This is a genomic window from Deinococcus aquaticus, from assembly GCF_028622095.1.
Classification (GTDB): domain Bacteria; phylum Deinococcota; class Deinococci; order Deinococcales; family Deinococcaceae; genus Deinococcus; species Deinococcus aquaticus.
On the sequence record NZ_CP115165.1, the window covers coordinates 48430 to 67562 of the forward strand.

Annotated in this window: 18 protein-coding genes and 1 pseudogene; 9 read left to right on the forward strand and 10 right to left on the reverse strand. The window is 69.4% G+C overall.

The features are described from left to right. The first annotated feature begins 31 nt into the window (after positions 1-31). Positions 32-958: pseudogene (locus tag M8445_RS00250) on the forward strand (phosphotransferase enzyme family protein). Here M8445_RS00250 and M8445_RS00255 read toward each other — a convergent pair. Continuing rightward, a complete protein-coding gene (locus M8445_RS00255) occupies positions 897-1658 on the reverse strand; it encodes a hypothetical protein (RefSeq protein ID WP_273988856.1) in 762 nt (253 codons plus the stop codon). The pseudogene M8445_RS00250 and the gene M8445_RS00255 overlap by 62 nt on opposite strands. 112 nt (positions 1659-1770) lie before the next feature. Beyond that, on the reverse strand, positions 1771-1974 hold the full coding sequence (locus M8445_RS00260) for a helix-turn-helix domain-containing protein (protein WP_189063717.1): 204 nt from the start codon (positions 1972-1974) through the stop codon (positions 1771-1773). Positions 1975-2316: 342 nt separating this feature from the next. Between M8445_RS00260 and M8445_RS00265 the strand changes: the two genes are divergently transcribed. Next, on the forward strand, positions 2317-3093 hold the full coding sequence (locus M8445_RS00265) for a DUF554 domain-containing protein (RefSeq protein ID WP_273988857.1): 777 nt from the start codon (positions 2317-2319) through the stop codon (positions 3091-3093). 9 nt (positions 3094-3102) lie between these two features. Here M8445_RS00265 and M8445_RS00270 read toward each other — a convergent pair whose 3' ends face one another. Then, on the reverse strand, positions 3103-3576 hold the full coding sequence (locus M8445_RS00270; protein WP_273988858.1) for a hypothetical protein: 474 nt from the start codon (positions 3574-3576) through the stop codon (positions 3103-3105). 489 nt (positions 3577-4065) lie between these two features. Here M8445_RS00270 and M8445_RS00275 point away from each other — a divergent pair, with 489 nt between their 5' ends. Continuing rightward, positions 4066-5346 (forward strand): DUF4384 domain-containing protein, encoded by a 1281-nt coding sequence (locus M8445_RS00275; RefSeq protein ID WP_273990946.1) that lies wholly within the window; start codon positions 4066-4068, stop codon positions 5344-5346. A gap of 408 nt (positions 5347-5754) precedes the next feature. On the opposite strand, the gene nspC is transcribed toward M8445_RS00275, so the two are convergent. The 5 genes from nspC to M8445_RS00300 all read right to left on the reverse strand — a co-directional run bounded on the left by nspC (position 5755) and on the right by M8445_RS00300 (position 11242). Then, complete coding sequence (gene nspC, locus M8445_RS00280; protein WP_273988859.1) at positions 5755-6978, reverse strand: carboxynorspermidine decarboxylase; 1224 nt, start codon at positions 6976-6978, stop codon at positions 5755-5757. Between the two features lie 47 nt (positions 6979-7025). Then, on the reverse strand, positions 7026-8783 hold the full coding sequence (locus M8445_RS00285; protein WP_273988861.1) for a hypothetical protein: 1758 nt from the start codon (positions 8781-8783) through the stop codon (positions 7026-7028). Positions 8784-8894: 111 nt separating this feature from the next. Beyond that, positions 8895-9623: a 2-phosphosulfolactate phosphatase gene (locus M8445_RS00290; RefSeq protein WP_273988862.1), complete on the reverse strand. Its 729-nt coding sequence runs from the start codon at positions 9621-9623 to the stop codon at positions 8895-8897. A gap of 1 nt (position 9624) precedes the next feature. Beyond that, the gene (gene rpe, locus M8445_RS00295; protein WP_273988864.1) at positions 9625-10299 is read right to left on the reverse strand and encodes a ribulose-phosphate 3-epimerase; all 675 of its coding nucleotides are present in this window, start codon (positions 10297-10299) and stop codon (positions 9625-9627) included. 283 nt (positions 10300-10582) lie between these two features. After that, positions 10583-11242 carry a YbhB/YbcL family Raf kinase inhibitor-like protein gene (locus tag M8445_RS00300; RefSeq protein ID WP_273988867.1) on the reverse strand — a complete coding sequence of 220 codons (660 nt, stop codon included), beginning with the start codon at positions 11240-11242 and terminating at the stop codon, positions 10583-10585. Between the two features lie 342 nt (positions 11243-11584). Here M8445_RS00300 and scpA point away from each other — a divergent pair, with 342 nt between their 5' ends. The 5 genes from scpA to meaB all read left to right on the forward strand — a co-directional run bounded on the left by scpA (position 11585) and on the right by meaB (position 16038). Then, positions 11585-13738 carry a methylmalonyl-CoA mutase gene (gene scpA, locus M8445_RS00305; RefSeq protein ID WP_273988870.1) on the forward strand — a complete coding sequence of 718 codons (2154 nt, stop codon included), beginning with the start codon at positions 11585-11587 and terminating at the stop codon, positions 13736-13738. Beyond that, the gene (locus tag M8445_RS00310; RefSeq protein WP_273988871.1) at positions 13735-14043 is read left to right on the forward strand and encodes a hypothetical protein; all 309 of its coding nucleotides are present in this window, start codon (positions 13735-13737) and stop codon (positions 14041-14043) included. Before scpA ends, M8445_RS00310 begins: the two co-directional genes overlap by 4 nt. Before the next feature lie 71 nt (positions 14044-14114). Beyond that, positions 14115-14537 (forward strand): hypothetical protein, encoded by a 423-nt coding sequence (locus M8445_RS00315; protein WP_273988872.1) that lies wholly within the window; start codon positions 14115-14117, stop codon positions 14535-14537. Further along, a complete protein-coding gene (locus M8445_RS00320) occupies positions 14531-15091 on the forward strand; it encodes a hypothetical protein (RefSeq protein ID WP_273988873.1) in 561 nt (186 codons plus the stop codon). Before M8445_RS00315 ends, M8445_RS00320 begins: the two co-directional genes overlap by 7 nt. Next, positions 15067-16038 carry a methylmalonyl Co-A mutase-associated GTPase MeaB gene (gene meaB / locus M8445_RS00325; RefSeq protein WP_273988874.1) on the forward strand — a complete coding sequence of 324 codons (972 nt, stop codon included), beginning with the start codon at positions 15067-15069 and terminating at the stop codon, positions 16036-16038. Before M8445_RS00320 ends, meaB begins: the two co-directional genes overlap by 25 nt. On the opposite strand, the gene M8445_RS00330 is transcribed toward meaB, so the two are convergent. Next, positions 16022-16645: a DNA-3-methyladenine glycosylase gene (locus M8445_RS00330; protein ID WP_273988875.1), complete on the reverse strand. Its 624-nt coding sequence runs from the start codon at positions 16643-16645 to the stop codon at positions 16022-16024. The genes meaB and M8445_RS00330 overlap by 17 nt on opposite strands. Positions 16646-16938: 293 nt before the next feature. Between M8445_RS00330 and M8445_RS00335 the strand changes: the two genes are divergently transcribed. Beyond that, on the forward strand, positions 16939-18471 hold the full coding sequence (locus M8445_RS00335; protein ID WP_273988876.1) for a glycine betaine uptake BCCT transporter: 1533 nt from the start codon (positions 16939-16941) through the stop codon (positions 18469-18471). 76 nt (positions 18472-18547) lie between these two features. Here the strand turns inward: M8445_RS00335 and M8445_RS00340 are convergent, their stop codons facing one another. Next, complete coding sequence (locus tag M8445_RS00340; RefSeq protein ID WP_273988878.1) at positions 18548-19114, reverse strand: DUF2179 domain-containing protein; 567 nt, start codon at positions 19112-19114, stop codon at positions 18548-18550. Positions 19115-19133: the final 19 nt, after the last annotated feature.

A 19133-nucleotide genomic window follows, 5' to 3' on the forward strand; every position in this document is an offset into this window, starting at 1 on the left:
CGCGGCTGTACCCACAGCGGCGCAGGTCGAGGTGCGGTGGCCGGTCGGCGCTGTCCAGTCGGTCACGCCGCTGGGCGGCGGCAGCGTGAACGCCGCGTACCGCGTGCAGGCTCAGGCCGGAGCCTTTCACCTGCGGGTGTACCGCGACCCGCGCCTGGACCGGGCGCGGCGGGAACACGCGGCCGTGCAGGTGGCCCGCGCCGCCGGGATTCCCACGCCGGACCTGCGGCCTGCCCACTCCGGTGACACCGTGACTGACCTGAACGGCCACTGAGCGGCGCTGTTCGAGGTGGCCCCCGGTGCGCCCATTTCGCGTGTCAACCTCACCCCCGGCCACGCAGGGTCGCTGGGCGCGTTCCTGGCCGACCTGCACGGACGACTGCCACACAGCGTGGACTTTCCCGTGTCGGTGCTCGGCCCGCCCGCCAGCGCCGAGGCCACCGTGCACGAGTTACGGCAGGTCGAGGCGGCCATCCTGGCCCTCCCCCACCCGGACGTGGTGGACGGCTGGGCGCTGGCCCGCACACGCCAGCGCCTGACGCACCTGCGTTCCGCGCCAGACGACACCCTGGTGGCCGACCACCTGCCCCGGCGTTTCCTGCACGGTGACTACCACGACGGGAACGTGTTCTTCCTGAGGGAGCGTCCGGCGGCGATCATCGACTGGGAGCAGCCTCGCCTCGCCCCGCGCGCCTGGGAGATCGTGCACGCCCTGCACTTCTGCTTCGCGCTGGACACCGTGCTGGGGGCCGCGTTCCTGTGCGCCTACCGGGAGCACCAGCCGCTGCCTGCCAGGGAACTGCGCGCCGGGGCAGAGCTGTACGGCGCGCTTCAGGAACGCAACGTCTGGACGTACCGCAGCGTGTACCTGGAGGGAAACCCGGCGCCGCGCGCGTTCATCCGTCCGCCTCCGTACCGTCCGTTTCCGGCGTTGTGGCAGGAGGCCGGGCTGCGCTGACCAGCTCGGCGAACGGTTCCCACCACGCCGCTGCCAGCGAGCCGCGCTGCGCCTGCGCGTGGGCGTCTTCGGGGCGGTCCAGGGCCAGCAGGGCCAGCACACGCGCCGGGCTGCCCGGATCGCTGCGATCCAGGGCCTTGGCGGCGGTCGCGGCGGCCTTGCGGCTGTTCAGGGGCTTCTGCGCGTGCGCCAGGATGGCCAGCAGGTGCGGGTCGGCGGGCTGGCCGGTCATCTCGGCAACCTTCAGGCCCTCGGCCAGGGTCCTCAGGGCCTCGTGGTGCGCGCCTGCCCGCAGGTGGTGCTCGGCCAGCAGGGTCGCGGCGGCCACCAGCGCCCCACCGTCCCCGTCGGCGCGGGCCAGGGTGCGGGCGTGGGTGGCCTGCGCCAGTGCGTCCGGTGTACCGCCCTGCAGGGCCGCGCGGGCGCGCAGCAGGGCCGGACGGGCGGTGTCCGGCAGACCACTCAGGGTGCTCAGGGCGGCGTCTGGGCGGCCCAGGCGCAGGTGCGCGGCGGCCAGCAGCAGCGGCTCGCCTGTCCACTCCAGGGTCAGGTGCGGGCGGCCCAGCGCGAGCGCCCGCGCCGCCGCCTGCGGGAACCGCGCGCCGGGCAGGGCCGCGCGGGCCTGCGCCTCGCCCAGGTTCAGTGCCGTGTCCAGCGTGCGGGTTTCCTCGGCGGTCAGGGCGGCGGGCGGGTCCATCATGCGCGGCAGTATTTCACGCCGCGCGTGATGGACGCCGCTGGTACGCCGCGCCGGGCAGTCCCGGTGGGTCGCCGGAATAAGGGTTCAGCAGGGTGTGTTCAGTCTGTAGGGGTCAGGCGCTCAGGGCGAGGTCAAGACCCAGGAAGCGCCACAGCAGTCGGCGGGGCACGCGCAGGCCGCTGGGATGCTCGACGGCACCCAGGCGACCGTCGCGGATCCAGCGGCGCACCGTGCGTTCGTGCGTGCCGGTGAATTCAGCGACCTCGCTGACCTTGAGAAACTTGGGCATGTTCTGGTACTGGTCGGATAAGGTCATGGCGGGCCTCCTCAAACGAAGTCTCAAACGAAGCGGGGTTCATCCCCACGGGGCAAAACAAGGTGGGGCCACCACACGGCAGCCCCACACACAACACCTTCAGTTTTCAGCACACGGCGAGTCTCACTCGCGCCGCCCGGCCCGCCGCACCAGGGGAGCGGAGAGGGGTGGGGGGCGGTCACTCGTTTCAACTTGCGAAGAAGGTATCACACGGTGGGTCAGGGGCAGGTCAAGATTTCCTTGCGTTGTTCCTCAGGCAGTACCGGCCTGCCCGGGACGGCTGGCGGGCAGGAGCGGACATGCCGTGGGCAGCCGCGATACCGCGCGCTACAGTCGGGCCTGATGAGTCTCCTGTCGCAACTGTCGGGCACGTTCGTGAATGTCGGCGCGGTCCTGCTGGGCACGCTGCTGGGCCTGACCATCGGCGCGCGGCTGCCCGAGCGGACGCAGCGCACGCTGCTTCAGACGCTCAGTCTGGTCACGCTGTTCATCGCGCTGGACATGGCCGGAAGCCTGAACAGCGTGATGGGCGGCCGCATTCCGGGTGTGATCCTGGCCCTGATCAGCCTCGCGGCGGGCGCCGTGATCGGCGAGGCGCTGGGCATCGAGGAGGCGCTGGGCCGCCTGGGCGAGCGTCTGAAACGTCAGTTCCGGGGTGGGGGGCGCTTCACGGAAGGGTTCGTGGCGGCCAGCCTGCTGTTCTGCATCGGCCCGATGACCGTCATCGGCGGGCTTCAGAACGGCCTGACCGGCGACAGCAGCACCTACGTGCTGAAAAGCACGCTGGACGGCATTGCCGCCCTGGCCCTGGCCGGCGCGTACGGGATCGGGGTGGGGTTCAGCGCCCTGACGGTCCTGCTGATTCAGGGCGCCATCAGCCTCGCGGCCGGGAGTTTCGCGGCGGGCCTGCTGGGCGGCGCGGACCCCGCCATCCTGAAAACCAACCCGTACGTGCTGCTGCTCACGGGGGCCGGCGGCCTGACCATCATCGGCATCAGCTGGAACCTGATGCTGGCCGGGCTGGGCATGGAAGACCGCCGCGTGCGCGTGGGCAGCCTGCTGCCGGCGCTGCTTCTGGCCCCCCTGGCCCTGTGGGCCGCGACCCGCCTGACCGGCTGACCCGCCCGGTTACCCTCCGGCGCGTCGAAGCTGCTCGCGCCACCAGTCGCGGACGATCTGGCGGAACAGTGCGTAATCCGCGCCCAGCAGCAGGCGCACCTTGCGGTCCTTCTCGGCGCGCATGACTGCCAGTTTCGCTGGCGTGGAGGCCGTCACCTCGCCCTGCACATACAGCGTTTCACTGCCAGCCAGTCGCTGCAACTCCCTGACCTGCGCCACGGTCAGGTCCAGCGCCGCGATCAGCTGCTGCGCGTCGGCGCGCCCGGCGGGCAGCCGGAACAGGCGCGTCAGGACCGGCGCGTCCGGCCAGGGGTCCACTGTGGCCGGTGGCAGCGCGGTCAGGCGGGCCTGCGTAGCGGCGGGAGGCGGCGTGCCCGGGGTGTCCTGCGCGGCGGCCCACGTGCCTTCCGTCAGGGCGCCCAGGCACAGCGCCAGCGTGCAGGCCGGGAACGCGAGCGGGGAGGCGGGGCGGCGCACGGACATACCCCCAGCCTACGCCGGGCGCGGCCCGCAGGCGGGGGCCTGGTACGGATTGCGTCTGTTTCGTTCACAACCCGGCGCGGCACCGGGTTGCCGACTCCACGCCCGGAACTCGCCTTGGTCCTGCTCGCAGCCGCTCGGATTGAACGGGTGTTGCACACCCTTCAACTGGAGTCCGTATGAGCGGTGGGCTGCCATTAGCCGTGGGGCCGGGGGCGTGCTTAGCCACTCATCAGCCCCGGCTCATGCGGGGCACAGGGGCGCGGTTTTTCTTCAGGTGACCTTCGGGAATCCTTGCAGGACGGCCTTTTCTTCAGGCGTCGGTCAGTTTCGCGGCCTACGGTGTCCCTACCCACCGGCTGACAGGCCATCACACGATCCCTTCCCACCGTCCTTCAAGGAGGCACCAACATGCGCACCAACACCACGAACACCAACGCAAACAACGCGGGCCAGTCCGCCCGTCCGTCCGCCGCTCTGCCCGCCACGCTGATGATCTCGGCGCTGCTGGGCCTGGGCGCCACCGCCGGGGCCAGCCCCGCCAAGATCAGCGCGCAGAGCATCATCGTGAACCCGGTCGAGACGGACCTGGACGTGCAGGTATGGGTGAACCGCGACGCGAACGGCCAGGGCAACCCGGTGTACCGCAAGGGCGAACAGCTCAGCGTGGGCCTGAAAACCAACCAGGACGCGTACGTGTACCTGTTCAACGTGAACGCCAACGGTCAGATCGACCTGTTCTTCCCGAACACCTTCGAGGAAAGCAACTTCGTGCAGGCCGGCGTGACCCGCGTGTTCCCGTCGCAGAACGCCAAGTACAACTTCACGGTGGGCGGCCCCAACGGTCAGGACCGCCTGCTGGCCCTTGCCAGCACAAAGGAACTTGACCTGAACGACGTGGCCCGCTTCGCGGAGGGTCAGGGCTTCGCGCAGGTGCGGGTCAAGGGTCAGGAGAACCTCGCGCGGGCCCTGAGCATCGTCGTCAACCCCCTGCCCGCCGACGGCTGGACCACTGACGTCGTGACCTTCCGCGTGGGCGGCACGCCCGTGAACACGCCACCCGCCCCGGCAGCGGGCGGCGCGACCGGCACGGTGACCATCACGCCCGGCCAGGGTCAGCCCGCGCAGCCGCAACCGGCCCCCGTTCAACCGGCACCGGTCCAGCCTGCCCCCACCCAGCCGACCCCGCAGCCCACGCCGACCGGGCAGATCCAGCCGGGCGAACGGCAGAATGCTGCGCGCGATCAGGCCATGGTGGACGCCTACGCCCGCCTGAAGGGCAGCGAGAGCCTGGGGCAGGCCACCACGTACGCCGTCCCCTGGGGCGACGGTCTGTGGCAGAAGTTCCGTGGCGTTGGCGCGTACGGGGACGCCGCACTGCTGCACGCGAACGGCAGCAGCCGCTCGTACGCCGTGCACGGCATGCTGCTCGAACGCTACCTGGCGCTGGCGAAAGCCGAGAACGGCGCGACCCGCCCCCCCAGCCGCCTGGGCTGGGCCGCCGGTGACGAGAAGGTCATTCCGCGCAACACCTACGGCACCAGCGGCCTGTACGGGTTCTTCCAGTACGGCGCGCTGTACGGCACCGAGAAGTACGGCACGTTCTGGCTGACGGGCGCCGTTCTGAAGACCTACCAGGGTCTGGGCGGCAGCGGCTCGTTCCTGGGCTTCCCTACCCGCGACCAGTACCAGATCGGCGGTGCGTGGGCAGCTGATTTCGAGGGCGGCACCATCCGCACCGTGAACGGCGCCGTGAAGGTGTACCGCAAGTAATCCGGACCCGGGTTGAAGGGGCCGTGAGGCCTCTTGACCGGACTCTGCACCACCCGCACCGCCCGTCCCGGAACATTCGGGCGGTGGTGCTTTCGGTTCTGGTGGGCCAGTCATGAGGGCCATGAACTGGGTGTTCAGGTGCGGGTCAGGCAGCGGAACTACTCTGACGCTACCCCAACAGGTTAATACCAGTTAACCCAGCTGTTGGGCACCACGCGTTCGATCCGGGGACACGCTCACCTGCACCCTCGCCGCCCCCCGGCCTCCACCGCAACCCCGCAGGCGCCGCACTGTGCGCGGCCCCTGGCGGGTCCCAATCAGCCCTCACCTGAAAGCGGCGCACCCCCACCACCGGGAGTGCGCCGCGAACACGTCGGCCCTGAAATCAGGTCCCGAGATCAGCCGGGCTCAGCTGAGTTTCGCCTTGAATTCCTCGTACCCGAAGGACTTCACGCACTCGTACGACCCGTCCACGTGCAGGATGCCGATATCCGGGTGCTTGACCCCGTTGAAGAAGGTCGTCTTGACCATCGTGTAATGAATCATGTCGTCGAACACCACGCGGTCCCCCACCGACAGGGGTCGCTCGAACACGTACTCGCCGACCACGTCGCCCGCCAGGCAGGTCGTTCCGCCGATCAGGTACGGGTGGCCGCCCGCGCCCTCGCTCGTCTCGCGGTGATGATCGAGTTCCGGCGGGTCACCCGCGCCCAGAATGCGCGGCCGGTACGGCATCTCCAGCACGTCTGGCATGTGCGCCGACACGCTGATGTCCAGCAGCAGGGCGTCTTTCACGTTATGCACCACGTCCAGCACGCTGCTGACCAGCCACCCGGTCTGCCAGCCGAACGCACTGCCAGGCTCCAGGATCACGTGCACGCCCCACTTCTCGCGGAAGGCGCGGACCACACGGATCAGGCGCGGGATGTCGTACCCCTCGCGGGTCATCAGGTGCCCGCCGCCGAAGTTCACCCACTTCACCTGCGAGAGCACATCACCGAAGTTGCGTTCCAGCACTTCCAGCGTACGCTCCAGCGTATCGCTGTCCTTCTCGCACAGCGTGTGGAAGTGCAGGCCGTCCACGCCGTCCATCAGGTCCATGCGGAACTCACGGCGCGTCACACCCAGACGGGAAAACGGCCCGGCCGGGTTGTACAGGTCCGTCTCGACCTCGGCGTACTCCGGGTTCACGCGGATCCCCACGTGCACCGTCCGGCCCGCCTCACGCGCCGCCACCACCTGCGGTTTAAAGCGCTCCCACTGACTGAACGAGTTGAACACCAGATGATCCGCCAGCGCCAGCACCTCCGGGAACTCCGAGTCGCTGTACGCCGGGGCGTACACGTGCACCTCGCCGCGCATCTCCTCGCGGGCCAGACGCGCCTCGTTCAGACTGCTGGCCGTCGCGCCCGTAATCCCGTACTCGCGCAACACCGGGAACGCCGACCACATCGAGAAGCCCTTGAACGCCACGATAATCTGCGCACCACTCTCCCGCTGCACATGCGAGATCAGAGCCAGATTCCGGCGCAAACGGGACTCATCCAGCACGAACGCCGGACTGGGAATCGCCGACCAGTCCACGGAATCCACGGGCGTCACGGCAGGCAGGGCAAAATCAATTACAGTCACGCCCCACAGCCTAACCGCTGCGAAGCCCACCGAAGGTCAGCGGGCGTTCAGTGATCCCTGGGATCGACCGGCTCGAAGTGAATGCCGTCCTCCCTGAAGACCGGCTGGAGTTCACCGGCCGCCACGCGTTCGATCAACTGTTGATGCTCGGCGCTCACCTCGCGCTGTGGCTGCGTCTCCCATGGATTCACCGACCTGTCCGTCAGGTGACTGAAGACCCGGAACGCCCCGAAGATCAGCGCGGCAATCAGGAACCAGGGCACGCGGGTCTGCCGCTCTTCAGCTGGCTCCTCAGGTCGTACCGGTCCTGTCCGGACGGCTCTGAGTTTCACGCGCCGGGCCGTTCCTGCCTGCCAGTCACGGTCCCGCGCGGCCTTCAGTGCCTTGCTGGACGGAGCGTGATCGGTGCTGGCGGCTCGTTCCAGCAGGTGCCGGGCGTACTCCAGGCTGGCCTGGAGGGGCTGTGTATCCACGGGCCGCAGCAGGCCGTCTTCGCCCAGTTCGACATTCCCGGCCCGTAACTGCTGAGCCAGTTCGAAACGGGCGTCGTTTTCACCACCGTCAGCGGCGCGGTGCAGATACCTGAAGCGTTGCCGTGGCTCCAGATTGAACTGCCGCTGGAATTCCGGGAACTGCTGGTACACGTGCCAGCTCATTTCTCCGCTGAGCAGGTCGGCCGCCTTGAGGATGTCTGCTCGCCGCTGCTCGACTGGCGCGGAGGTGTGTTCGCTGAGGTAGGCGAGTGTTTCAGCCGCTGCCGTATGACCCTGGTCGCGGGCGATTTCCAGAACGGCGCGGGCACTCTGCGTGCCCCACGCGGGATGGACCAACTGCATGTGGCCAAGCAGGACTGCCGAATCGGCGTCTCCGTCCTGCGCCGCACTGGCCAGCAGGGCCGTGATGCGTGGTAACTCGGGCTTGATCCAGTCTTCAGCATTGAGCACAGCCCAGCCAAAATTACCGGACGGCACGGTGTTCTCCTGCTGCGCGGCTGAAAGGTAACGGTGCAGGGCGTCCAGACGCTCGGACGGGCTGGCGTTCGCTCCCGTCAGGGCGATGAGTAACTGCTCGGACTGGAGCGGGTGCAGTTCGGCGGCGATGCGTGCGCGTTCCACGGCCAGTGCGTGGTCCTGCGCGAAATGCTGCGCGTGGTGCGCCACGTGTCTGTGGAATTCGGCCCAGAGGCGCTGCATGTCGGTCTGGCCGAGTTGTCCGGCGTCCTGCTGCTGGCGGACGAAGGTCAGCATGTGTTCCTCGCTGCCGCCCCACTCGGTGCGCAGGTGCAGCAGCATGATGCGGCGCAGGGCGAGGGTGCCCGGGTTGTCCTGAACGGCGCGCGTGAACCAGTCCGGGTACTGCTGCGTCTGCACGTCGTGCAGGCTCAGCTGGCAGCCGCGCGTGTTGCTGGTCAGTCCGATGACGTTCCAGGCGGCCAGGGGGTTGTCGGTGAGGGTGGCGGCGTGGCGGGCGTAGCCGTCCGTCTGGGTCAGGAAGTGGTCCAGGGAACGCCAGCCCTGGTCACTGACGCGGTTGGAGGTATGGCCGCCGCGCGCTTCCCAGCCGCGTCCCAGGAACCAGTTCGCCAGAGCGACGTGCGGGGCGTAGGCGCCGGGGTGCGTTTCGGTCCATTTCTGGAAGCCGTCGCCCAGGGTCAGGTCGGACGTCTGGAAGGGCTGGAAGGCGCGCAGCAGGTCGCGTTCATGCAGTTTCCCAGCCTCAAACTGCGCCTGCAGGTTGCTCAGGTGGGTGTGCAGGGGGTTGATGTCGCCGCTGCGCAGCAGGTTCAGGAGGTCCGGGCCGTTCATGCAGCGTTCATGTTAGGGCTCGCCCCCTGGTCTGCCAAGCGAATCTGCCCGCACCACCGGCGGGGTGAGCGGGCAGGAACGGCGCCGGGCAGAGGCGCGCAATGGGGCGGGCTACCCGGCGATGAATTTCAGGGTCTGCTCGGGGGTGTCGTCGTCGCGGGTCAGGGTGGGGACGATGGTGCTGGTGCTGAGGCCAGCGGCGTAGCGGACGTCCTCGCCCAGGCCCAGGCGGCTGAGGTGCTGGCCGTGGCCGCTGCTGCCCAGCGCCTCGAGGGGGTTGCCGCCGTTGCGGCGCACGGTCAGGGCGATGCGCGCGCCGTCGTCGATGCTGAATTCACCCATGGCGAGCAGGTACTCGGCGAGCACGCCGGCGGCGTACACGTCTTCCAGACCGACGTGGTTGTCGGTGCCGGCGCAGACGATGGCGATCTCCTCGGTGGCGGCGGCGCGGGCGCGGCGGGCGGCGGCGTGCGCGTTCGTCAGGGACGCCAGGAACACGTGCTTGCCGCTCTGCGCGGCGGTGTGGGCGGCGCCGGTGCCGTTGGTGGTGTTCATGACGACCGTCTTGCCGGTGAAGTTCTGCCCGGCGGCCTCGGCGGGGCTGTTGCCGAAGTCGAAGCCGGGGATGGGCAGGCCGCCGCGTTCCCCGCCGAGCAGGTAGGGGGTGCTTTCTCCTTCGGGGCGCAGGGCGAGGGCCACTTCGGGGGTGGCGGTCAGCAGCAGGGCCTCGGCGCTGCGTTCGAGGTACGCGACGGCGGTGGTGGTGGCGCGCAGCACGTCGATGATGATGACAACATCCGGGTAGTTGCCGTGTGGGAGAAGGTCGACGCGGAGCCGCATGTTATTTCAGGGCCTCGCGCAGGCGTTCCAGTCCGGCCTGGGCGCCGTCCTTGCCGAACACGGCGCTTCCGGCGACGAGGTTGCTGGCCCCGGCGTTCACGACGGCGCGGGCGTTGGTGGGGCCCACGCCGCCGTCGACCTGCAACTCGGCGGCGCTGCCGGTCTCGTCGAGCCAGCGGCGGACGGTGCGGATGCGCTCGAGGCTGTGCGGGATGAATTTCTGGCCGCCGAAGCCGGGGTTGACGCTCATGATCAGGATCAGGTCCACGTCGTGCAGCAGGGGTTGCAGTGTTTCGAGGGGCGTGCCGGGGTTGAGGGTCACGCCGGCTTTCTTGCCGAGTTCTCGGATCTGCTGCACGGCGCGGTGGATGTGAGGGGTGCTTTCCACGTGGACGGTCAGTCCGTCGGCTCCGGCGTCCGCGAAGTCTTTCAGGTAGCGTTCCGGGCGGTCGATCATCAGGTGAACGTCCATGAACAGGCTGCTGGCGGCGCGGGCGGCGGCGAGGATGGGCAGGCCAAAGGAGATGTTCGGCACGAACTGGCCGTCCATGACGTCCACGTGTGCCCAGTCGGCTCCGGCGATGGCGTTCAGTTCCTCGCCGAGGCGGCTGAAGTCGCTGGCGAGGATGCTCGGCGCGAGTTTCACGCGTCTGGAGGAATCGGATTCGGCAGTCACGCCCGGCAGTCTAACATTGCTCACGTTACGCCAGGAACAGATGACCGATTCGCCATTACAGGTGATACGGACTCCGGCTGAATGGTGTGCGACACCCGTTCAACCCGGGCGGAGGCGAGAGGAAGAAAAACGGGTTCCGGGCATGGAGTGAACAGCCGGTGCCCTGTCCGGGTGGTCAACGAAACAGACGGAATGAGATGAACCCCCGGGTGAATCATGGCCCCGGCAAATGTCCACAACAGAGCGCACAGGCAGCGTGCCCGGGCGCTCCGTTCACGCAGAATCAGCGGCCGTAGTAGGCGGTCAGGCTGGTCTTGGCCAACACCTGACCGTTCATCATGAAGCCCAGCACGGCGGGGGTGGTACCGGCCGGGAGATCCAGCTTGCCGCTCAGGGCGTACAGCGTGAACACGTAGCGGTGGGCCTTGTCGCCCACGGGCGGGCAGGCTCCCACGAAGCCGGGCTGGCCGCCCTCGTTGTTCAGTTGCTGCGCGCCGGCAGGCAGGGTGCCGCCGGGGTTCCCGGCGCCCTCGGCCAGTCCGGTGGCCGTGGCCGGGATGTTGAACACGGACCAGTGCCAGAAGCCGCTGCCGGTGGGGGCGTCCGGATCGTACTTGGTCAGGACCAGCGACTGCGTGCCGGTGGGCACGCCGGACCAGTTCAGGGGGGGGCTGACGTTCGGGCCGCTGCAGCCGAACCCATTGGCAACCTGCGCGGCCGGGTACGCGCCGCCGCCAGCGAAGGTGGGACTGGTCAGGCTCAGGCCCATGCTGGTGGCGGTGGGGGCGGGCTGCGCGACGGTCAGGCGCTGGGCGGGGTTCAGGCCCGCATTGCCGGGGTTCGCGCCGCCGATCATGGCGGTGGGGGCGCAGGAGGCGAGGCTGAGGGCGGCGGCGATCACGGCGGCGGTCTTGATGGGCTGGAGCTTGATGGGCTGGGGCATGTGGGTTCCTCCGGAAGGGGGTTGGGCTGTGGCTGATCTCAAGTGGGCGATCTGAAGTGGTGGGCTGCTGACTGGCCGCGCGGGGGGGGGACAGATTGCTTTGAAGTTAAACGAGTTTTCACTGTGGGCAGCCGGCGAAGCACACAATCTGAAGATCCGCTGAGGCTGGAATGCGGGTCTGCCCGGTACGCACCCCTGTCACGCACACGGGAACGCCACGCCCCGCGGACCTAACGTGCGTTTGAGTGCGTGGCATGATGGGCGCATCAAGTTGTCTCACTTCCGGAGTGCGTGGCCCGCGCCCCTCACTCCGCCTCTCCTGACCCGCCGGAGGTCCACCGCATGACCCAACCTATCCCCCCCCAGGCTGCCGACCTGAATGCCTGGAAAACCCTGGCCCGCAAGGACCTGCGCGGCGCGGAACCCGACACGCTGAACCGCGTGACGCCCGAGGGCCTGACCCTGAAGGCCCTCTACACCCGCGCCGACACGGACGGCCTGGACGCCGACACCGTGCCGGGCCTGCCACCGTTCACGCGCGGCCCCAGGGCCACCATGTACGCCGCGCGCCCCTGGACCATCCGGCAGTACGCGGGCTTCAGCACCGCCGAGGCCAGTAACGCCTTCTACCGCCGGAACCTCGCGGCCGGGCAGAAGGGCCTGTCGGTGGCCTTCGATCTCGCCACGCACCGCGGGTACGACAGCGACCACCCGCGCGTCGTGGGGGATGTGGGCAAGGCCGGGGTCGCCATCGACAGTGTCGAGGACATGAAGGTGCTGTTCGACGGCATCCCCCTGTCAGAGATGTCGGTGTCCATGACCATGAACGGCGCGGTCCTGCCGATCCTGGCGGGGTACATCGTGGCCGGGCTGGAGCAGGGCGCCACGCTGGATCAGCTGTCGGGCACCATCCAGAACGACATCCTCAAAGAGTTCATGGTGCGCAACACGTACATCTACCCGCCGGCGCCCAGCATGCGGATCATCGCGGACATCATCGAGTTCACGGCGCAGCAGATGCCGCGCTTCAACTCCATCTCCATCAGCGGGTACCACATTCAGGAGGCCGGAGCGAACGCCGCGCTGGAACTCGCCTACACCCTCGCGGACGGGTTGGAGTACGTGAAGGCCGCGCTGGGCAAGGGCCTGCACATCGACGAGTTCGCGCCGCGCCTGAGTTTCTTCTTCGGGATCGGCATGAACTTCTACACCGAGGTCGCCAAACTCCGCGCCGCCAGGATGCTCTGGAGCGAACTGATGGCTCCTTTTGAGCCGGTCAACCCCATGAGCCGCGCGCTGCGTACCCACTGCCAGACGAGCGGCTGGAGCCTGACCGAGCAGGACCCTTACAACAACGTCATCCGCACGACCGTCGAGGCGATGGCGGCCGTGTTCGGCGGCACGCAGAGCCTCCACACGAACTCGTTCGACGAGGCCATCGGCCTGCCCACCGACTTTTCAGCCCGCATCGCCCGCAACACGCAACTGGTCATTCAGGAGGAGACGGGCATCCCGGACGTGATCGACCCGTGGGGCGGCAGTTACCTGATGGAACGCCTCACGCACGACCTCGCGCAGAAGGCGCGGGAACTGATGCGCGAGGTCGAGGAACTGGGCGGCATGGCGAAGGCCATCGAGAGCGGCGTGCCCAAACTGCGGATCGAGGAGTCGGCCGCGCGCAAGCAGGCCCGCATCGACCGGGGCGAGGACGTGATCGTCGGCGTGAACAAGTACCGCCCGGCGGAGGCGACCAGCGTGGACGTGCTGGACATCGACAACGCCGCCGTGCGCGACTCGCAGATCGCCCGCCTGAATCACGTGCGCGCCAATCGTGACGCGACCGCCGTGAAGGATGCGCTGGACGCCCTGGAACACGCCGCCCGCAGCGGGTCAGGCAACCTGCTGGCCCTGGCCGTGACCGCCATGCAGGCCCGCTGCACGGTCGGCGAGGTCAGCGACGCCCTGGAACGCGCCTGGGGCCGCCACTCCGCCGAGATCCGCACCCTGAGCGGCGTGTACGCCGCCGGCTACGAGGGCGATGAGGGCTTCGCGTCCCTCCAGGGTGAGATCGAGGAATTCGCCGGGGCCGAGGGCCGCCGCCCCCGCATCCTGGTCGTGAAGATGGGCCAGGACGGACACGACCGCGGCGCGAAAGTCATCGCCACCGGATTCGCCGACCTGGGCTTCGACGTGGACGTGGGCCCCCTATTCCAGACGCCCGAGGAGGCCGCGCGGCAGGCCATCGAGAACGACGTGCACGTGGTGGGCGTCAGCAGTCAGGCCGCCGGGCACAAGACGCTGGTACCGCAGCTGATCGCCGCGCTCAGAGCCAAGGGCGCGGGCGACATTCTGGTCGTCGTGGGCGGCGTCATCCCGCAGCAGGACTACGCGGCGCTGCGCGAGGCGGGCGCGGCCGGCATCTTCGGCCCCGGCACGCCCATCCTGAACAGCGCCCGCGAAGTGCTGCGGCTCCTGCGAGACCGCCAGACCGCGTGAGCGATCCCCAGCGCGCCCCGACGTCTGCGCCCCCGCGCGATCACCCGGCCCGGACGTGGCGGGCGGCAGGCTGCGGCGGCATGGCGCTGGGGATGCTGGGGTTCACCGTGGGCGTCCTGCTGGTCCTGCCTTCACTGGGCACGGGGTTCGTGCTGATCCTTGCGGGCGGCGGCCCGGACGCGACCGACACGCTGCCGGACATCCGCTTCGGCAGCGCACTGGCGTACGGGTCGGGCGTGCTGTTCGTGGTCGGTCTGGTGGCCTTTGCCCTGTCCTGCTGGTTCCGACCGGCCGGTCGTCCGTGAGCCGTCCCGTCTGCAACCCGCGCCGCGCTGGCCGCGTACCTGCCGTCATGAAGCCCTGCACACAGTCCCGCATGATGCCCCGAGTGCTGGCCGTCCTGACCCTAGCTGTCCTGAGTACCTGCGGCGCGGCGGGCCTTCCGCCCGTGCCTTACAGGAACTCGGCGTCCTCTGCTCCGGCGTCTGCGGGGGGCCTGCGGGCCTGCGTGATCGGTGAGACGCTCTACCTGCTGGACAGTGCGGGGCGGGTGCGGAGCCTGTCGTACGCGCGCCTGGTTCCGGACAACACGTTACGGGTGCGGCAGAGTTACGACCGCAACGGGAAGTTGACGGGTGCGTCGGTGCTGTGGTCGGGCTTCGCGGGTCCCCTGCTGGACGTGCGCGGCGCGTTCGACGGGCGGGGGCGGCTGGTGAAGGAGACGGGATTCCGGGCGAAGGGGATGGGCACGCCTCTCCGGTCCTACCTGCGGGCCGTGCCGAAGGGCCTGAAGTGCTGAGGCCGGTGCTGGCGGCGCTCCTGCTGGGTGCGCCCATGGTGGTGCCAGGAGCGGGGGCAGTGGTGGGGGATGCCATGCTTGCCGGCGGGACGGTCAGGCCGGTCAGCCTCTCCCCTGCCGCGTCCGCGCGGGCGGTCGTGACTGGAAACGACGCGGCGCTGGGCGGGTGGCGGGCGGTCCAGGGGTCGTCCATGCCGTGCATCATGGACGCCCTCTTCGACGTGCAGACCTGGACGGACGCGCGGGGTACCGTTCGGCGGCTGGTGTTCCGCGCCTCGTCCGCCTGGAATCCGGACCGCACGGAGCAGCGCATCGACTGGGACGAGGCGGGCCGCCCCCGCGCGTACAGCTGGGCGCTGCGCCGCATGTCCGGTCAGGACACGGTGGCTGCGCGGATAGAACTGCTGATCGGCCCGGCCGGGCAGGTCGTGCAGTCCCGCGAGTGGGGGGCCGTGCAACCCGAGCACCGCATTCCGTGGCCCACCCTGGAGCGGGAACTGCGTCCCGCCGAGCTGATAGAGAGGTACACGTGCCCGCCGCTCCGCATCCCCTGACGCTGCCGCTCCTGTCGGGGAACCGGCGGGCGCTGGCGAAGGCGATCACGCTGTCGGAGTCCACGCGGCCCGAGCATGAGGCGCAGGCGCAATCACTGCTGTCGGAGGTGCTGCCCCGCGCCGGGCGGTCCATCCGGGTGGGCCTGACGGGCGTGCCGGGCGTGGGCAAGAGCACGTTCATCGAGGCGCTGGGGGTGCGGCTGGCCGACGCGGGGCACCGGGTGGCGGTGCTGGCGGTGGACCCCAGCAGCGCCCGCACGGGCGGCAGCATCATGGGTGACAAGACCCGCATGCCGCGCCTGACGGTTCACCCGAATGCGTTCATCCGCCCCAGCCCGAGTGGGGGCACGCTGGGCGGCGTGGCGCGCCGCACGCGGGAGGCGGTGACGCTGTGCGAGGCGGCCGGGTACGACGTGATCCTGGTCGAGACGGTGGGCGTGGGGCAGAGTGAGACGCAGGTGGCGGCCATGACGGACCTGTTCGTGCTGCTGACCCTCCCGAACGCGGGGGATGAGTTGCAGGGCATCAAGCGCGGGATCATGGAACTCGCGGATATCTGCGTGGTGAACAAGGCCGATACGAACCCGCAGGCGGCAGTCCGGGCGCAGACGGAACTGCGCACGGCGCTGACGCTCCTGACGCCGCACGACGCGCCGTGGCGTCCAGTGGCACTGCGGGCCTCCGCGCTGACGGGCGAGGGGCTGGGCGCCGTGTGGGAGACGGCCGAGCGGTACGCGCAGGAGGTTGATCTGGGGGTGCGGCGGCAGGCACAGGCGGCGCAGTGGTTCGACGAACTGCTGCGCGAGGCAGCGTGGCGGGCGTTCCGGGCGGGCGTGGACGGCGCGCAGTTGCAGGCGCTGCGGGCGGACGTGGCGGCGGGGCGGTTGACGGCGGTGCAGGGCGTGTCGGCGCTGCTGGGCGGCCACTCCTCTACCCCTCAGCGTTGACGGTCAGGTCCATGCTGGGCGTGGCGGGCGACACCCAGGGGTTCCCGCGAATGGTGAAGCGCCAGGGGAGGTTGCGCCCTTCGCGGATGCCGATGCGGGCCGTGACCTGCACCTGTTCGTCGGGCAGGGGCGCGGCGGGCGGCAGCAGGTGCAGTTCGGGGCTGTTCACGGGCTGCCCGGTGATGCGGGCGGGGTCCAGGCCCAGCGCGTAGACGAGTTTGGCGGGGCCGTTGCTGAGGTCGCGTTCGCGGGTGACGGGCCGGAAGTTCAGCATGTGGCTCAGGCCGTGGGTGGGTTGCAGGGCGCGGATCAGGACGCTGGCGGCCACGCCCTCTTCACGGCACGCCACCTGAAGCAGCGGGTGGCCGTGCGCAGTCCAGAACAGCCACTGCCCCGGCGGGACAGCCATGTCGGCGCTGCGGGCGGCGTGAAAGCGTCCGGCGGTGCAGGCGGGGTCGCGGGGGCAGTCGTAGGCTTCGAGTTCCACGATGATTCCCATGAGGCTCTCATGGCCCGGCAGGCTACGGACCAGGGTGCCGCCCAGCAGGTCCCGGGCGATCCGCACGGGATTCCCGGCGAAATGGGCGGGCGGGAGCGGCGCGGTCATGCGGCGAGCCTACCGCGCCCGCAGCGGCCAGCGCCTTCAGGCAACCGCCTCAGGGCGCTCATGAGGGGCGGTTAAGGTGACGGGCCGCCCCCGGTGACCACCGGTCCACATGGGGTTCACCCGTCCGTCCGTACGGCGCGGCACTTCGCCGGCCCAGCGCACCCGCTGGCCGCGCCGCCCGCCACCTCAGGCGGACTTCCTTTTATCGCGCCGCGCAGCGGCACCCGGACCCTCGGCCCTGCCGTGTTCCCGGCGTCCCGACTGACGCGACCCCCAACCCTGGAGGTTGACCCGTGGTTCTGTACATTTCCATGGCCATCATTGCCATCTGCGTGCTGTGGGGCCTGCTGAATCCCGACGGATTCGGCGCGGCCACCACCGCCGCCATGAACTTCACCACCGAGAGCTTCGGCTGGTACTACCTGCTGGCCGTGCTGGCCTTCCTGATCTTCTGCGTGTACCTGGCGTTCAGCCGGCACGGGAGCGTGAAACTGGGCCGGGACGACGAGGAACCCGAGTTCAGCCGCACCTCCTGGTTCGCCATGCTGTTCAGCGCCGGCATGGGCATCGGGCTGGTGTTCTGGGGCGTGGCCGAGCCCGTCTCGCACTACCTGACCCCGCCCGGCAACGTGGAAGCCCAGACGGCCGACGCGGCCCGCACGGCCCTGAAGTACTCGTTCTTCCACTGGGGTCTGCACCCCTGGGCGATCTACAGCGTGGTCGCCCTGAGCATCGCTTACTTCTCGTTCCGGCGCGGCGAGAAGGCCCTGATCAGCCGCACCTTCCGGCCCCTGCTGGGCGACCGGGTCGAGGGCCCCATCGGGAAACTGATCGACGTGCTGGCGATCATCGCGACCGTGTTCGGTGTGGCGGCCTCGCTGGGTTTCGGGGCAGTGCAGATCAATAGTGGCCTGAACAGCGCGTTCGGTCTCAGCGTGGGCGTTCCCACGCAACTGGCGATCATCGGGGCGGTCACGATCCTGTATCTGATCAGCGCCTCAAGTGGCCTGACCAGAGGCATTCAGATGCTCTCGAACACCAACATGGTGCTGGCCGCGCTGCTGATGCTGGCCGTGTTCGTGCTGGGCCCCACGCGCTTCCTGCTGGAGACCTTCACCACCAGCGTCGGCGGGTACGCGCAGGACCTCATCAGCATGAGTACCCGCCTGACCCCGTTCAGCGGGAACACCTGGGTGGGCGGCTGGACACTGTTCTACTGGGCGTGGTGGATCGCCTGGGCTCCGTTCGTGGGGCTGTTCATCGCGCGCATCTCGCGCGGGCGGACCATCAAGGAATTCGTGACCGGCGTGCTGCTGGTCCCCAGCCTCGTGAGTTTCGCGTGGTTCAGCGTGTTCGGCGGCAGCGCCCTGCAGAAATCCCTGACTGGCGACAGCGCGGTCATGGACGCCACGAAAGCCGACGTGTCCACCGCGCTGTTCGCGCTGCTGGGGCACTTCCCCCTGAGCGGCGTGCTGGTCGTCCTGGCGACGCTGCTGATCGCGTCGTTCTTCATTACCAGCGCCGACTCGGCCACGTACGTGCTGGGCAGCCTGTCCAGCGAGGGCAGCGAGAATCCCAGTGGGCGCATCAAGTTCGGCTGGGGCGTGCTGCAGAGCCTGATCGCGGTGGCCCTGCTGCTCAGCGGCGGCCTGGGCGGCCTGCAGAACGCCAGTATCGTGGCGGCCCTGCCGTTCAGCGTGATCATGCTGGGCATGTGCGTGTCGCTGATGCGCGCCCTGCAGAGCGAGAACCGCACGCCCCGCCCCGCCAAAGCGGTCCCCTCCCCCACCGATCCCGCCCAACCGGTCACCCCACCCACCCCCTGAGCCGGGAACGATCAAGCGGGGTCACCTCCATCCACCGGAGGCGGCCCCGCTTCGTTGCCTGTCCACTCACTACTGCCTACTTCCGGATCATCCGGAAGCGCCGCGACAGGCGGTCCTCGCGGGTGGCGACCTCCTGAAGCTGCGCGGTGGTGACTTCCTCGACCGTGATGAACGCCCTGGGGTACGTGCCCTCGATGACGCGCAGCGCGGCGCGGAGTTTCTTGCGGGCGATCACGCTGAACATCACGCGGACCTCGCCGTCGCGGCCGCTGGCGTTCACGGTGGTCACGAAAAACCCGGCCTGCCGCAGCGCCTCCTGCACGTCCGGGGCACTGACGGGCACGATCACGCGCAGCACGACCTTCCCGACCGCCAGCCAGCGTTCGATGTTCGCGCCCAGCATGGTGCCGGTGGCGTACCCGCCGGCGTACGCGACGAACTGCAGTGGGCTTTCCAGTTTGCCGAGCACCTGCGCGGCCGCCGCGAGCCAGATGATGGACTCGAAGAAACTCAGGACGCCTGCCATGCGGCGTTTCCCGCGGACCAGCATGCCGATCCGCAGGGTGCCCAGCAACACGTCTGCGATTCTGAGAGCGAAGATGAGCAGTGCGCCCATCAGCATGTCCAGGGTCAGGCCTTCCACGCCCGCAGCCTAGGTAAGG

Coding starts and splice junctions, on each gene's coding strand:
- M8445_RS00255 (WP_273988856.1), bottom strand. CDS start 1,658: ATGATGGACCCGCCCGCCGCCCTGACCGCCGAGGAAACCCGCACGCTG.
- M8445_RS00260 (WP_189063717.1), bottom strand. CDS start 1,974: ATGACCTTATCCGACCAGTACCAGAACATGCCCAAGTTTCTCAAGGTC.
- M8445_RS00265 (WP_273988857.1), top strand. CDS start 2,317: ATGAGTCTCCTGTCGCAACTGTCGGGCACGTTCGTGAATGTCGGCGCG.
- M8445_RS00270 (WP_273988858.1), bottom strand. CDS start 3,576: ATGTCCGTGCGCCGCCCCGCCTCCCCGCTCGCGTTCCCGGCCTGCACG.
- M8445_RS00275 (WP_273990946.1), top strand. CDS start 4,066: ATGATCTCGGCGCTGCTGGGCCTGGGCGCCACCGCCGGGGCCAGCCCC.
- M8445_RS00285 (WP_273988861.1), bottom strand. CDS start 8,783: ATGAACGGCCCGGACCTCCTGAACCTGCTGCGCAGCGGCGACATCAAC.
- M8445_RS00290 (WP_273988862.1), bottom strand. CDS start 9,623: ATGCGGCTCCGCGTCGACCTTCTCCCACACGGCAACTACCCGGATGTT.
- M8445_RS00300 (WP_273988867.1), bottom strand. CDS start 11,242: ATGCCCCAGCCCATCAAGCTCCAGCCCATCAAGACCGCCGCCGTGATC.
- scpA (WP_273988870.1), top strand. CDS start 11,585: ATGACCCAACCTATCCCCCCCCAGGCTGCCGACCTGAATGCCTGGAAA.
- M8445_RS00315 (WP_273988872.1), top strand. CDS start 14,115: ATGATGCCCCGAGTGCTGGCCGTCCTGACCCTAGCTGTCCTGAGTACC.
- M8445_RS00330 (WP_273988875.1), bottom strand. CDS start 16,645: ATGACCGCGCCGCTCCCGCCCGCCCATTTCGCCGGGAATCCCGTGCGG.